This is a genomic window from Massilioclostridium coli (assembly GCF_900095865.1).
Taxonomy (GTDB): Bacteria; Bacillota; Clostridia; order Oscillospirales; family Ruminococcaceae; genus Massilioclostridium; species Massilioclostridium facile.
Genome location: NZ_FMIZ01000007.1, coordinates 880288 through 894862 on the forward strand (window position 1 = coordinate 880288; position 14575 = coordinate 894862).

The 14575-nt window shown below is 51.6% G+C and carries 18 protein-coding genes and 1 other RNA gene; 17 read left to right on the plus strand and 2 right to left on the minus strand.

The features are described from left to right. Position 1: 1 nt before the first annotated feature. The 8 genes from recR to BQ2683_RS09240 all read left to right on the plus strand — a co-directional run bounded on the left by recR (position 2) and on the right by BQ2683_RS09240 (position 7208). A complete protein-coding gene (recR, locus tag BQ2683_RS09200; RefSeq protein WP_069988726.1) occupies positions 2-601 on the plus strand; it encodes a recombination mediator RecR in 600 nt (199 codons plus the stop codon). A 17-nt stretch (positions 602-618) separates the two neighbouring features. Beyond that, on the plus strand, positions 619-1083 hold the full coding sequence (smpB, locus tag BQ2683_RS09205) for an SsrA-binding protein SmpB (protein ID WP_069988727.1): 465 nt from the start codon (positions 619-621) through the stop codon (positions 1081-1083). 3 nt (positions 1084-1086) lie between these two features. Continuing rightward, positions 1087-1452: a transfer-messenger RNA gene (gene ssrA / locus BQ2683_RS09210) on the plus strand. 1059 nt (positions 1453-2511) lie between these two features. Next, entirely contained in the window at positions 2512-2790 is a 279-nt protein-coding gene (locus tag BQ2683_RS09220) for an excisionase (RefSeq protein ID WP_009270622.1), read from the plus strand. Between the two features lie 12 nt (positions 2791-2802). Then, positions 2803-4614: a DNA primase family protein gene (locus BQ2683_RS09225; protein ID WP_083256435.1), complete on the plus strand. Its 1812-nt coding sequence runs from the start codon at positions 2803-2805 to the stop codon at positions 4612-4614. A gap of 13 nt (positions 4615-4627) precedes the next feature. Then, complete coding sequence (locus BQ2683_RS09230; RefSeq protein WP_069988729.1) at positions 4628-4969, plus strand: hypothetical protein; 342 nt, start codon at positions 4628-4630, stop codon at positions 4967-4969. A 281-nt stretch (positions 4970-5250) separates the two neighbouring features. Next, a complete protein-coding gene (locus BQ2683_RS09235; RefSeq protein WP_066736972.1) occupies positions 5251-5694 on the plus strand; it encodes a plasmid mobilization protein in 444 nt (147 codons plus the stop codon). Next, positions 5694-7208, plus strand: a complete 1515-nt coding sequence (locus BQ2683_RS09240; RefSeq protein WP_069988730.1) for a relaxase family protein — start codon at positions 5694-5696, stop codon at positions 7206-7208. Before BQ2683_RS09235 ends, BQ2683_RS09240 begins: the two co-directional genes overlap by 1 nt. A 34-nt stretch (positions 7209-7242) precedes the next feature. Here the strand turns inward: BQ2683_RS09240 and BQ2683_RS09245 are convergent, their stop codons facing one another. Both BQ2683_RS09245 and BQ2683_RS09255 read right to left on the minus strand, forming a co-directional pair. Further along, the gene (locus BQ2683_RS09245) at positions 7243-7521 is read right to left on the minus strand and encodes a hypothetical protein (protein ID WP_069988731.1); all 279 of its coding nucleotides are present in this window, start codon (positions 7519-7521) and stop codon (positions 7243-7245) included. Positions 7522-7917: 396 nt separating this feature from the next. Further along, positions 7918-9036, minus strand: a complete 1119-nt coding sequence (locus BQ2683_RS09255) for a hypothetical protein (RefSeq protein ID WP_069988732.1) — start codon at positions 9034-9036, stop codon at positions 7918-7920. A 241-nt stretch (positions 9037-9277) separates the two neighbouring features. On the opposite strand from BQ2683_RS09255, the gene BQ2683_RS09260 reads away from it, so the two are divergent. The 9 genes from BQ2683_RS09260 to BQ2683_RS13260 all read left to right on the plus strand — a co-directional run bounded on the left by BQ2683_RS09260 (position 9278) and on the right by BQ2683_RS13260 (position 14568). Continuing rightward, complete coding sequence (locus BQ2683_RS09260; RefSeq protein ID WP_065532245.1) at positions 9278-9457, plus strand: hypothetical protein; 180 nt, start codon at positions 9278-9280, stop codon at positions 9455-9457. Between the two features lie 70 nt (positions 9458-9527). Beyond that, a complete protein-coding gene (locus BQ2683_RS09265) occupies positions 9528-11225 on the plus strand; it encodes a recombinase family protein (RefSeq protein WP_235843929.1) in 1698 nt (565 codons plus the stop codon). 209 nt (positions 11226-11434) lie between these two features. Beyond that, positions 11435-12070, plus strand: a complete 636-nt coding sequence (locus BQ2683_RS09270; RefSeq protein WP_069988733.1) for a hypothetical protein — start codon at positions 11435-11437, stop codon at positions 12068-12070. A gap of 68 nt (positions 12071-12138) precedes the next feature. Next, positions 12139-12492: a hypothetical protein gene (locus BQ2683_RS09275; protein WP_069988734.1), complete on the plus strand. Its 354-nt coding sequence runs from the start codon at positions 12139-12141 to the stop codon at positions 12490-12492. 3 nt (positions 12493-12495) lie between these two features. Then, on the plus strand, positions 12496-13011 hold the full coding sequence (locus BQ2683_RS09280; protein ID WP_069988735.1) for a hypothetical protein: 516 nt from the start codon (positions 12496-12498) through the stop codon (positions 13009-13011). A gap of 24 nt (positions 13012-13035) precedes the next feature. Continuing rightward, entirely contained in the window at positions 13036-13197 is a 162-nt protein-coding gene (locus tag BQ2683_RS13430; protein ID WP_159427369.1) for a hypothetical protein, read from the plus strand. Between the two features lie 23 nt (positions 13198-13220). Then, positions 13221-14102 (plus strand): DNA adenine methylase, encoded by an 882-nt coding sequence (locus BQ2683_RS09285; RefSeq protein WP_083256436.1) that lies wholly within the window; start codon positions 13221-13223, stop codon positions 14100-14102. Continuing rightward, complete coding sequence (locus tag BQ2683_RS09290) at positions 14081-14398, plus strand: hypothetical protein (RefSeq protein WP_069988736.1); 318 nt, start codon at positions 14081-14083, stop codon at positions 14396-14398. The genes BQ2683_RS09285 and BQ2683_RS09290 overlap by 22 nt, the downstream gene beginning before the upstream one ends. Next, positions 14395-14568: an AbrB/MazE/SpoVT family DNA-binding domain-containing protein gene (locus tag BQ2683_RS13260; protein WP_141720211.1), complete on the plus strand. Its 174-nt coding sequence runs from the start codon at positions 14395-14397 to the stop codon at positions 14566-14568. The genes BQ2683_RS09290 and BQ2683_RS13260 overlap by 4 nt, the downstream gene beginning before the upstream one ends. Positions 14569-14575 lie beyond the last annotated feature (7 nt).

Here is a 14575-nt window from a genome sequence, read left to right on the forward strand (position 1 = left end):
TATGGCGCACGAAGCTATCCCATTAAAAAAATTGGCGGAACAGTTTGCTTCCCTCCCTGGAATTGGAATGAAAACCGCATGGCGTTTGGCGTTTTATGTGTTGACAATGAGCAAAGAGGATGCAACAGAATTTGCGAATTCTATTTTAGAAGCACATGAGAAGATTAAAAAATGCGAAATCTGCCAAAACTTCACGGAGAAACCTGTATGTGATATCTGTTCGGATGTAACACGGGATCATACCACAATTTGTGTTGTGGAAACACCAAAGGATGTGATTGCGTTTGAACGCGCTCGGGGTTTCCATGGAGTATACCATGTATTGCATGGTTTAATCTCTCCCATGGATGGGATTGGACCAGAACAGCTTTGTATTAAGCAGTTGTTGCAAAGAATCCAGGATACAGAGGTTCATGAAGTGATTATGGCAACCAATCCGACCATTGAGGGGGAAGCGACTGCCATGTACCTTTCCAAATTGTTAAAACCTTTGGATGTAACAGTAACACGGCTGGCATATGGAATTCCCGTTGGTGGGGAATTGGAGTATGCGGATGATATGACTTTGTCCAAAGCATTGGAAAACCGCAACGAAATATAACAAGTGAGGTGAGATTTATGCCACAAGGCGGAAAAATAATTGCGCAGAACAGAAAAGCTCGCCACGATTATTTTGTGGAGGAAAGCCTGGAAGCGGGAATTGAATTGGTGGGAACCGAGGTAAAGTCTTTACGTCAGGGTGGCGTGAATCTCAAAGATAGCTTTTGCTATATTGAGGATGGCGAAATTTTTGTTCACAATATGCACATTAGCCCTTATGAAAAAGGGAATATCTTTAACCGCGACCCTTTGCGTGTACGTAAATTATTAATGCACAAAAAAGAGATTGTGAAACTGTTTGATCAAGTCAAACAGCAAGGGTATTCCTTGATTCCTTTGTCTTTATATTTTAAAAATTCCAAGGTAAAAATGGAAGTAGGCTTATGTAGAGGGAAAAAATTATACGATAAACGTGCTGACATTGCCAGACGTGACGCGAAACGTGAGATGGATCGCGCCATGAAAGAACGCTCCCGTTATTAATATGGGGATGCAACGGTTTCGACAGGGAATGTGAAGTATGGTAAGCGAGTAGAGGAGATGCCAGCTCTATAAAAGGCATACCTAAATTTTAAACGCTAAAAATAATAATAGCTATAACGAACTTTGCGCAGCTTAATTTAAGCTTGCCCGTCTTAGGATGACCTGACCACCCGTCGCCTAACACGCTTATTTTATTTGTGGTGAACTTTATCCAGGGTGCCTTGACTGGAATAAGGTCTAATGAAGGCTTATCCTGGCAACAGTTTGTCTGTTAACAGTTTCCAGGAGACATTTTTTAACAGACTACACTCGTAGAAAACTATATGAATCGTTTTTTGGACACGGGTTCGACTCCCGTCATCTCCACCAAAAGAGGAAGCGTCGAACTCTTCTTCATCAAGAATGAGTTCGCGCTTGTGTATAGATTTGGGGATGCCCTTTAGGGCGTCCCCTTTTCGTTTTCCTGACATCGTATTTTGCGTTTTAAGACGTTTTAAGCCCGAGGAGGTACTTGTTACCCTTCGGGCTTTTCTGTGCCCTAAAACGGCTTTGAGGACGTTCTGAAAAGAATGTAAGAGCACAACCTGCATCTCGCTTCGCTCGATGCGCTTTATGGACTGGGTACATGGGAAGGGTGACGTGCTCAAGGTATTGTTGTTCCATTTTGTTCCAAAAAAGTTGGAACAGACATTTCCCGCATTTTCTCGGTGTTCCAGCCCGATTTGAAAAATCTTGTTCCATTTCTCAAAACAAAATTGGAACAGACGAAACCCGCATATTCTCGGGGCATTTCTTCGATTGTTCCATTTGTTCCACTTTTTTATAAACCTTTATTTACGCGAGAAGAAAAAAGAGAAATCCGTATATATAAAAAAGTTTGTTGAAAAAAACTGGAACAATTGGAACAACGGCGTTTCGGGTCGAGAACCATCGGGAAATCAGCGTTCCATTTTGCCTGAAAAAACTGGAACAAAAGTGGAACAAAACTGGAACATTTACCTGAGAGCACCCCTCTTCCCCCTGTACTGCGATTTTTTTGCATAATGTTTCTGCTCATTTATGGCGGGAAATAGTGTTAGACATGCCCCTGACCTGCTGGTATGTGATGTTTGGTATTGCTTTCCGTCATTTTGTGTTGTATAATATATGCATAAATTCGCGACATGATTGCCGATGGATAGCGGCCGGGATATACCGACGTAAGCCTATCTGAGACCGAGCCTTAGGCTCGGGAGGAAGCCGATGAGGGTCCGCCCTCGAAACTGCATCGGTCTGACGAGCCGATACGGGATGGCAACAGCGTCTACCCGTCCAAATAGGACGGAAATCGCACGAACGTGACGAGCGGCGAATCAGATTTCAGCTTGATTGCTGGATTCTGGTTCGCCGCTTTTTTGCGTTTATAGGCAGGAAAAAGGAGGTTGCTTTATGGCAAATGCAAAACAGAAGAAGGGGTTCACGAAGAAGATTCTCGGCGGGAGCGAGCTGACGATGGAGGAATACGCGGCCTACATCACGGCTCTGAAGGCGAAGCCGTTCCTGACGAGTGCCGAGGCGTCGACCCTGTTCGAAATAGGAATCGGGCGCGTGCGTTCGCTGATGAAGGCCGATGACGCGGACTTCGTAGTGATGACTGACACGATTCGCAGTCGTCGTATTCACCGCGAGACGTTCGAGAAATATCTGGTGTCTCACGGGATTCATTAAGGAGGTGAGGTTATGAGGCAAAAAGAAAACCGCCCCAGCGCTGGCGACGCTTACGGGACGGTACCATTTAACTATATTAATGATACCACAGATATGAGCGAATTTCAAGACTTAACATACAACGGGCTGCTCAAGGCGGTCACGGACGATTATCTGGACGGCCTCGACGAGGACGCCGACCTGCCGTTCGAGAGCATCGAGGCGGAGCTTCTTCAGGCGACCAACAACGCAATCGAGGAATACAACCTCGGTCCCCGCGACCCGAACGCCCCTATGGGAGCGCCCATCAAGGACGCGTACCCGAACGCGAAAGCCCCTGCTGACCGCGTACGGAAACTGAAGGCCCTGACGCCTTGGCAGGTGGCGAGCGTGATAATTCGCCTGTACCACGCGGTCGGAATCCGCCTGAACGGTCAGGAAGGTGACGGAAATTTCGACGTGGGGGTCTATCAGTCCGATGGAGAGCGTCGAGGGCTGTACGACACCCGCACCGAGACGGTCCGGAGGTTGATTACGGCTCTCCACCCGGGAATCAGCGATGTGGACATGCGCAACACCGAGAACAAGCTGCGCGTCCTCGTGTCGAAGGTGGAGCCTTGCAAAGACAAGGCACTCGTTCCCGTGAACAACGGAATCTTCGACTACGAGAACAAGATTCTGCTGGATTTCGACCCGAAGTACGTGTTCACCAGCAAGTCGAACGTGGATTTCGTCCCGAACGCCCGGAATCCGGTCATCCACAACGACCAAGACGGAACGGATTGGGACGTGGTCTCGTGGATGGAGGAGCTTTCCGACGACCCCGAGGTTGTCAAGGTTCTCTGGGAGGTGCTGGGGGCTTCCCTGCGTCCGAACATGCCGTGGAACAAATCCGTCTGGCTGTACTCCACTCAGGGCAACAACGGAAAAGGCACGTTCTGCGCCCTCGTCCGGAACCTGCTCGGGAAAGGCTCTTGGGCCTCGATTCCCCTGAAGGATTTCGGGCAGGATTTCATGCTTGAGGAGCTTACCCGCGTACAGGCGATTATCACGGACGAGAACGACGTCGGAACGTATATCGACAAGGCGGCCACGCTCAAGTCGGTCATCACGGGAGACCCGTTCCTGCTCAACCGCAAGTACAAGGCTCCAATGCCGTGCCTTTTCCGTGGGTTGATGATTCAATGCGTGAACGAGATTCCGAAGCTCAAGGACAAGTCGGAATCCATGTACAGGCGATTGCTCGTGATTCCGTTCGAGAAGCGATTCGAGGGCTGCGAGCGGAAATACATCAAGGACGATTATCTGGGACGAAAGGATGTCCTCGAATACGTCCTGTTCCACACCCTGTACGAGATGGATTTCGACGAGTTCAGCGTTCCCGAAGCATCCGAGAAGTCGCTGGACGTGTTCCGAGTCGACAACGACCCTCTTCGCCAGTTCGCGGACGAGGTGTTCGACCAAGCCGCATGGGACCTGCTCCCTTGCAAGTTTCTATACGATTTGTACCGCTACTGGTTCCAGACGAACGTCCCTCAGGGAAAGATGCTGAGCCGGAACTCCTTCTATTCCTCGCTCGAACTGATTGCACCGGAATACGGATGGCAGTTACAGGACAAGGTCCGCTCGGCGAACCGGATGGATGTCCCCGAGATGCTGATTCTCGAATATCAGGTACAGGAGTGGATGAATCACGACTACCGGGGAAACGACAAGATGCGTCTGGCGCAGCCCGACGTGAAGGACAGCTATCGAGGCTATGTGCGGAACAAGGTGGGGTCGATTCCGGCGTACATGGTGTCCGGAGAAACGACCGCAAGTGAAGAGATAGATTCAAATAGATAAGGAGTGATTGATTATGGCTATCAAGAGATTCGATGACATAGACAAGAAGGCGCGCGAGCTTGAGGCTCAGGCGAAGAAGTTGCGCCGCGAGAAGCAGGCTGCGAAGACCAAGGCGTACGCCGATGCCCTCGTGGCGGTCTTCCCCGAAGTGAAGGAAATGGGTTCCGCCGAGGAGGTGCTCGCGTTCGTCAAGACGCTGCACAGGGACGCCGGACATGGAAACGGCGGAAATCCTTCCGATGGTGACCCGAGCGCAGTCGTGCGCGAACCTGCGGGCGACGCCGATTCTTCGGACGGCGACCGCGGTTCTCTCGGCGTCGAGGGCTTCAATCCCGAGCGCCGCCCCTTCGATTAAAACGCGCCGGAGGTTCGGACATGGGGAGTCGTCCCCGTGTCCGACATTCGGTCGCGTGGTTCTGTCGGACAGAACATGTTGAGTCGGAGGGGACAGATTCGGGGGTTCGAAGGGGACGGCGAAGCCGCCCCCTCGCAAGCTGACCATGGCGGGAAAAATGCGATATTCGCATTTTGTACGTACATGGTCAATGCTTGCTCCCTTCCCCGTTTCGCAGATTGCAGCAAAGTGCGACGAGAAATGCACATCGCATTTGGATTGCGAACAAGGAGGTGTTTTGCATGGCAAAAGAAGTTGAAAAAAGAAGCGGCAAGGCGACCCGCCAGCGCTACAAGAAGGACCGTCGCGAGGCGGTGGTTCAGGTGCGCATGAACGCCGAGGAGCTTGCCCTTCTGGATGGGAAGAGAGGCGGACGCACGCGCTCGAACTATCTGCGTGGCGCGCTGTACGGTTCCGCCGGTTCCCACACGGAGCACGAGGTCGTTGCGGACACTCCGCAGCTCGACCGGATGCTGATGGAATTGAACCGAATCGGCGTGAACATCAACCAGATTGCACGGGCCTTCAACGCCCGCGTGAAAGGGATGGGCATGCTTGAGGAAATCAAGATGGAACCGGACAAGAAGGCGTTCGAAAGCCTGAGGGAATCCATCGAAGGATTGTCGGACGAGGTCAAGGAGCTTCGGGCCGATTTGCATGGCGGAATCACGGGAGGTGATGTCTGATGTCGACGACGTATGTGCAGGCATTGCCCGACGTCCGGGGCCGCATGTCCTACACCGAGTTCGGAGAGGGAAAGCGCAGACGCGACCACCTGCAAAACGGGACGGACCGCATCGCCGCCCAGATGGGCGACATGCCCTCCCGAGGTGAGTTCATCGCGTACTGCAACGGGCTTCATGCCGTCCATCCGAACATGGTCAACGAGGGTTACGAGCTTCGCGTCTCATGGGCGCTCGACGAGTTGAATCCGGGCCATCCCGACGATGTGCAGAGGGGCATGGAGCACGCCTACCTGCTCTGCCATAGACTCGCCCCCGACTCCCCGTGTTGGGTGACCATGCACGTGGACGGCGAGGGCGGATGCGTCCACGCCCACGCGACAATCGCGAACCACGATTGCCGCACCGGGCAGGTCATCAACAAGGACGACACGAGCCTGTTCGCCCCGCGCGTGCAGGCGGTGAACGACGAGCTGAGCCTCGAGTGGGGTCTGTCCGTGATAGGAGCGGACAAGGACAAGTCGACATGGGCGGAGAAACGGGACTCGTTCGACTACGATTCCTTCGACCGCCATCTCGGCGATGCGGTGGCAAAAGCAAGGGACGACGCCAGCGATATTGATGATTTCAAGCAGCGTCTTGCGTTCGCCGGAGTGACCCTCAATGAGACATCGAAAGTCGACAAGAAGACGGGCGAGAAGTCCGTCGGATGGTCTTACAGGATGCGGGACGAATGGGGTCCGAAGCGTAGGACCCGAAAGCGCCGTGCCTCCAACCTCGCAGACGACCTGACGAAGGAAGGCGTCGAGCGGTTCTTCGAGGAGAAGCAGGGACAGCAGACCCGTGAGGCATTGGAGACATCTCCAGTTCCGAAGCAGGACTCCCAGATGGTCGGCATGGAGGATACGCAGCAGGATTCCCCTGCCCAGCATGATTTTGACATGTACGAACCGAGCGAGTCCGACGTAAAGGACATGGCCTCCGATTTGAAGAGCGTGTACGCCCGCCGCAGGAAGAGCGAGGGCATGCCTATCGCCGGGGAGCAGTACGAGGCGCTCGCGAATGCAGAGAACGACCCGGAAGACGCCCTCGCCCAGCTCCGGGCCGATGTGGAACGCGCCCGCAGGGAGTTCCGCGATTCCAAGGAGGCACGCGACGCCCTGAAGGGGGCCTGCCCGAGCCTCGCAATGGGATTCGGGCTGTACACGCTGGCGAGCAGGACCGGGACCGACCCCGTCTCCCGCATGATGTCGGACATGATGGCCCGGATGTTCCGCATGATGATGCTCCAGTTCATGGAGGACCAGCGCCGCAGGATGCAGGAGGACGCCGAGCGTCGTCTCTACGAATCGCGCGGCAACATGTGGGACGCCGAGAAGCGCCTGAAGGCCGCCGAGGAGGCTCTGGACAACGAGGCCGCCCGCACCGTCAAGCATCGCGGCGTCACGCCGAAGATGCAGCAGACGGCCGAGGCGACGGAGCGCGTGCGCGACGAGGACAAGTACCTCGGGGAGTAAAGAAATGACGGCTCCCTTGCGGGAACCGTCATTCTCAGCGAATCTCGGGGGCGGGCACGCAGTCCCAGCCTGTACCGAAGTGGGTGATTCCCCAGACGTACAGGTCGAGTTCCTCGTCATGGAACACCGGCTCGTCCGTGTGCTCCATCAGGAAGTCGGGGTAGCTGATGATGTACCACTGGAATATCTCGTCCCATGGTGCGAAATCCCCGCTCACGAGTTCCAGCGGACGATGCGCCATCTCGTTGGCGAGGACCATCCCGCCGACCGTCTTGGCCAAGTCCGCATAGGTCTCGATGCCGTAGCCGTTCATCTCGCGTCTCCCTTTCTTTCGGGCCTTCTCCTTCACGCGCCGACCCGATGCCGAAGGCATATCGACGGTCGAGAGCGCGGGTGGGCTTGAGATGGGCTTGGAAAAGACCTTTCAAGGGTCTCTCCCCGAAAGAGGCGGAAACGTCGAAAAATCGACTTCGGCTCGTCTATGGGACGATTCCCGAAAATCGTTCCGAAAGGGGTCTAGGGATGATGGAACGGTGGGCTTCAGAAAGCCCCTCGGAGGGTCTCAGGCGTCTTCGCCTATGCCATGAGTCGTATCGCGATAGTTTGGCGGGCATCCGCCGTACCGCCTGTGGCGGAGAATTGAAAAAAAAATACGGCTATGCCGTTCCCCGTGAGGGGTCTGGCATAGCCGTGGTATGGACGGTTGCGATTAACGGCGGGCACCGCAGTCGCAGTATTCGTAGTCGACATAGGTCTCGTTGTGACCATGGTCTTCCTGATGGGAACCGACCTGAACCTGTTTCGTTTCGTAGATGGTTTCCATACGGTAATTACCGATATAACCAGCTTTAATAAGCTCCTTAGCGTGAGCCTTTGCGTCGTTGATGTTACTTGCGACATATCCATCCTCAGCGAAGATGAAATTTGTTCCAACAGCGACTTTCTGGGTTTCATAGTCAGGAACTGTCACCATGTTGGACACCCACTTCTGTGCGGTGTGCTGTTTCCACGAATGCTGGTGGGCAGGTTTGCTCGGTTTGTCGGAACCGCTGGAGTTTCCAGTGTTGCTGGAAGAGCCAGAGTTGGAACCGCTGTTTCCAGAGTTTCCAGAGTTGGAATTTCCAGAGTTGGAGCTGGAAGAGCTGGCGTTTCCGTCGGAAGGCTTGTCAGCAGGCTTGCTGGTAGTGTCGGCAGGTTCGCTGTCGACATTGACTTCCTCGTCGGCTTTGGAAGCGTCTTCCTTCGTCTCGTCAGAGGTGTTCGGGTTGGCGTTCACATTGCTATCGAGCTTGTCGAGGATAGCCTTTCCGTTGTCACCCTTGAGGGTGGAGTCGCCGTTCTCAACGGCGGTCTTCGTGTCGGTCACGATTGCCTTGAGCATATCGTCCGTCACCTTGTCTGCGGAGATGAAGGTCATCTGGCAGTCGACAGTGACTTCGTCCTGTTCGTCGGAGATTGCGACTTCTGTCGCATCACCTGTGTCGAACAACTCGTAAGCTGAGCCGTCTTTATTGACAGGGCTGATGACATCGATGTCGTAGCGTCCCTTGTCAACTTCCACTTTAGATGTGCCCTTGTTCCCGTCCTTATCAGCCTTCACGGCGTGATAGAAGTCAACGGAAGCGTTGTCCTCATCAAGCCCCTTGATGTGGACGATGGCAGGCGTGGAATTCTCGTCCCAGCCCTTGTCGGCCGTGATGGTCAATGTGATTCGATGGCCCGGCGCTTCTTCCCCCGTTTTAGCGGTTCCGCATGCGGCCAGTGATAAAGCCATGGCGAGGGACGCCGTCACGGCAAGCAGGCGCTTGACGGTCGGTGTTAGAGTCATATGAAAGAACCTCCTTTTATGTGTAAGCTGCCACTCTCACTTTTGGTGCGGCAGGCCGCACCTCATTGTCAGAGCAAAATCCAACATATTATTATATAATTATATATAAAATCTGCACGTAAATCAAGGGATTTCCCGGTCGGCGCACATCATCACGCTGTCCGGTGCCTCCCGCCGGAGATTGACACTCTTGCGTTGCAATTATATAATTATATAAAGTTTACCTAGGGAGGGAGTACGGATGGATGGGACCAAGAGTGGAGCCGCCCCCGAGAGGACGATTCTCTCGCTTTCCATAACGGTGGAGGACAAGAGAAAGCTGAAGATTATGGCAGCAGAGAGGAACACGACCATCGCGGCAATCATCCACGGGTGGGTGAAGGAGCATTGTTCCGACAAGTCGGAAGAAAGCACAAATTGAGCATTTGCGGACTAATCAAAAAGCATTTAATCAATTGAGATTGAAATAGAAAGTGTCTAAACGAATGGAGGTGATTCGTTTGGCGAGAAAGAAATCAAAGCTCAACGACAACAACCTCGCCATCGCGTACTATCGCTACTCCTCCCACTCGCAGAACGAGGCGAGCATCGAACAGCAGCGCGAGCTTGCCCACGAATGGGCGGACGCGCACGGGCTGAAAATCGTCCGAGAGTACGAGGACGCGGCCATATCCGGCACGAAGGAAGACCGTCCGGGATTCCAGCTTATGCTGTCGGAGGTCGCAAAAATCCGTCCGAACACCCTCATCGCGTGGAAGACCGACCGTTTGGGTCGCGATAAGTACGTGCTGGCGATGGCGAAGAAGACGATTCGCGACGCGGGGTGCGAGATACACCTGCTGGCGGAGAACATCCCGACGGACACCGCCGAGGGAATCCTCATCGAGGGGCTGATGGAGGCTCTGGCGGAGTATTACAGCCGGAACCTGTCCGTGCACATCCAACGAGGGATGGACTTCAACGCCGAGCACGCGAACTTCAACGGCCATAAGGTGTTCGGCTTCAAGACAGAGAAGGTGGACAAGAAGCGCAAGTACGTCATAGACCCCGATACCGCGCCGTTCGTGCAGTTGATGTTCACGAAGTACGCCGAAGGAGAACCCATGCAGTCCATCTGCGACGAGTTCAACGAGGCCGGTCTGCGTACGTCGAGGGGTAACCCCTTCGGTGTGAAGACGATGCACAGGATGCTCAAGAACCGCGCGTACATCGGCGAGTACAGACACGGCGAGTTCGTCGTTCCCGGCGGGATGCCTGCTCTGGTCGACGAGGAGACGTTCGACAGGGCGCAGAAGCGCCTCGCCGAGAACAAGCGCAAGGGTTCCCAGAGGGCGCGAGGAATGGACGAGGATGGCGCTCCTCGCTACTGGCTGACTGGGAAGCTGTACTGCGGCGAGTGCGGGGAGACGATGCAAGGTGTCTCGGGCACGAGCAAGACGGGGCGCACGTATTACTACTACTATTGCTCCGCCCAGCGGAAGAAGCTGTGCGCGAAGAAGAAGGTCAAGAAGGACTGGATTGAGGGCCTCGTGACCGACGTCCTGAGGTACATCATCGACGACTCGGAGAACCTGATGTCCCTTGCGGTGGACGCCGCCGTGTACTACAAGGAGCATTACAAGGAGACGGGATACCTCGAAGGTCTGGAGGCGAGGCGCAAGGAGGTCGAGAAGGGCATCGCGAACCTGATGAAGGCAATCGAGGGTGGTGCGCTCAGCGACACCCTCATAGAGCGCCTGAACCAGCTTGAGGCGCAGAAGGCATCCCTGAACGACGCGATACAGGCCGAGAACGTCAAGGTCTCGCTGTGCGAGGACGAGCACAGCATCAAGGCGTACTTCGAGAAGTTCCTCCACGCGGACTTCGACAACCCGGAGACGCGCGATAAGATATTGGAGTATTTCGTCGATAAGATTTATCTCTACGACGAGAAGCTGGTCGTGACCTCGTGGTATTCGGAGGATAAGACCGAAATCACGTGGGATATGCTGAAAGGAGCGGACGGCGACCCTTTTGTTAAAGGGGAAGCCGCCGAGTTCGACTGCTTCCCCTTAGGCTCCACCATGTTAGGTGTACAAAAAAGATATCACCCAAAAAAAGCCCGAGATTTCGGGCTTTTTTTCGTTTTAGCGGAGAGATTTCGCAGATCACGAACCATAGATATATTTCATAAAAAATTCATAATTTGAGGATCTGAACTCATGTGAATAAAAAAATAGAAAAGATAATAAGCAGATAAAAAGCAATTTTTATCTGCTTTTTTCATTTATAAAAGTTAATTTTTTGTGAAATAAGTAAGAAAAGTACATATTGAATTAAAGGAGGTATTGAAGATTAGAAACTAAGAAACAATCAAAGAAACAAATAAAAGTAGAACATCATGAAGGAGGGAGAGTGGATGGAAACCAAAGGGCTCACCTGCAAAATACCCTTGGAACTGCACAATAAGATCAGCGAAGAAATGAAAACCAAGGGAATGACAATGAGCAAATTTGTTGAGATGTTGATTTTAGAACATTATGAAAGGAATGAGCAGACAGTGGGAAACACAAGGACATTGGCGTTCCAGGTGAGCGAAGATCTGTTCCAGAAAGTGAAGGAATATCTGACCTGGCATGAGCAGAACTGCGGGAGGAAGATAACCCAAAAAGAATTCGTGATCGGGTTGATTGAGGATGAGCTGGAACGAGTCAGTGAGGAACTGGAACAAATGCGGACAGCAAGGGAACAGGAACAAATAGAGAGGGACAGTGAAGCCCTAGAAAGAAAGGAAATCGAAGAAGACAAGGAAGTACCAACTGAGGAAGAAACAACCGGTTTTGACGAAGAATCAGGGGGTGTGGAAACAGAAGGATTTGATGAGGAAGAAACAGAAGAATCTGAAATGGGAGGTGAATCAGAAAATGAGGAATTTGATCAGAATGAGGAAACATCTGATTTTGATGTAGGAGAGGAAGAATATGAAGATTATGAGGAAACCGATTCGGAGGAACAGGAGGAAGATTTAGAAGAAGGAAGCTATTTATCCATGTAAAAGAAAGAAGCAGGTAAGAGAAAATCTTACCTGCTTTTTTTCTGCCCGGAAAGTGAGGAACAGAAAATATGTATACCGAGAACCAGCATAGAAAAATATTTGAACAGGTAATAGACAGGATGAACCAGAAAAACAGGAATCTATTGGCAACAGTGTACCTTTTGACAGCGGAGCCCTCCATTTGGCAGATTGCCTCTGCCAGAGTGACAAGAGATAGCATTGATTTTGAGAATATGTCTCTGGGAAGTTTAAAGCCAACGGAATATACCCTGTTTGCGGTGGCCAAAGACCTGTATTGCGGGACAGAACTGGTCTCCATCTCAGATTTAGCCAATCGGAACCTCCTTCCAGAGGAACTGTTCCGTCTGGTTTGTTCAGCTTTGTGCATTGGTAGGCATGGCAAAAAAGTATTGGAGGAATAGAGAATGAAACGAGATATGGAAAAACGGACGGTGGAGATTGCAATGCCAATCGAGCCACAATGGTTGGAAGGGATTCCTCCCAACTGCGTCCTGAAGATAGCGAACCCAGATGAGATTACCGAACGGTTTCAGAAACTATCGCCGGATGACCTTCCCAGCCTGAAACAGCTGAGCAAAGAACTGTCCAGATTCAGTCCAGAGGAAAAAGAGAAACTGAATGCCATGATGGAATACACCAAATGCCATGACGTCCGTTCGGCGTTGGATTTGACAAAATGTATGGAATATTTCCAATACACGCCGGATGTACCGGACGTGAAAACCTTGGGTAGATTGCTGTCAGATCAAGCAACAGCAAATCCAACTTATGAAACTTATCAAAAGATAGGAGAACAATATCTGAACAACCATGTAGGCTGCGGAATTGTGTGTGGCGGGTTGCTGCAAATCGACCTGCAAAAGTATTCCCAATATACAAACCAATCAGAAGATATGGAACCTGTTTCATTGCAGATGTGACAACAAGAAAGGATTGAAAACGATATGACATTGTATTTCGCGTTATTAGGTCTATTGCTGGAAGGGTTGATGGCAATTGGTTTGGCAGTATTTCTTGTTTTTTGCTATGAGTTCCGCAAAGAAGTGCTGCTCCAATTGGATCAAATCAGATATTTACTGGGAAAACAGAATCATCGGAGGGAATAAAGCTATGAAAGGAGTTACCATGATTGAACAGCCCAATTTGTTGGGTGGGAGGAAAAAAGCTGTTGAGGGAAATCATTGTGGACAGGTTTCCAGCCGGATATGAGAAGAACACCTATGCGGAATTGTTCGCGGGAGGAGCATGGGTGTTTTTTCATAAAAACCGATCACAGTTGGAGGTGATCAATGATTTTAACCATAACCTGGTCAACCTGTACCGCTGTATCCGGGATCAGCCGGAAGAATTGATTGACGCATTGACCCCAGCACTGAACGCAAGGGAAGAATTTGAACGGATTCGGTTGCTGTTAAAAAACCCAGTTGGTCTAAGTGATATAGAGCGAGCCTCATACTACTACCAGCAGATCAAGTTCAGCTACGCAGCCAGATTGAAAAGCTATGGAGGAAGGTCATGCAGTCTATGGTCACGATTTCCAGAAATGAAGCTGGCAGGCCAAAGGCTCAATGGAGTTGTAGTGGAAAACCTGGATTTCGAGGAACTGATCCATCGGTATGACAGCCCCAATACCCTGTTTTACGCGGACCCCCCATATGTAGAAACCGAAACCTATTACGACAACGCAAACTTTGGGCAGAAAGACCATGAAAGATTGGCCAACGCAGCCCGTGCCTTGCAGGGGAAAATCCTGATCTCCTACAACGCATGCCCAGTGGTTTACCAGCTTTACGCGACCAGCCAGTTTATGATAGAGGAAATGGAACGGCTGAGCAATATGGCACAGCGGTATGAGGCGGGAAAAATGTACGTCGAATACCTGATCAGCAATTATGACACCACAGAGAAATTAAAACAGTCCAACCAAATCTCCCTGTTTGACAATGGAAAGCAGGGGTATGAGGAAATTATGAAAGAAAGGAAGATTGTATGGAACCCATTCCAGAGATAAGGCCAAGAGATCAAGATAAGCTGGAGCAGCTGCAGAGGTTGCTCCAATCTTTGCTGGAAGCGATCCAGCAGGGGGATGTGTTGTTTTCGGTCTCCAAAGGGGATTTAAAAGAGATCGGGGCAAGATTTGATGAGTACGAAAATTTAACCCCGGACAACCTCTTTGAGTCCTATGTGAGTGATGACCGGATCATCCTCCATGTGCTGAATGAAAATGAATTCTGCCCCTATGTGGAGAGCTGCGGAAATGAATGCGAAACCTGCCCCTGCCGCAGATGTGAAAGGAGCCAAGAATGAGGATCTACCGGATATTAGGGAAAAAAGGAAGGATTACAATCCCATTCCGATTCCAAATTCAAATGGGGCTGTCAGAGAACGATATCCTGTCGTTTGAATTGAGGGATCATAACACAATCATCCTTCGCAAAGAACGGCTCTGTGACTGCCACAAAAATAGGAGTAAATGATTGAGAA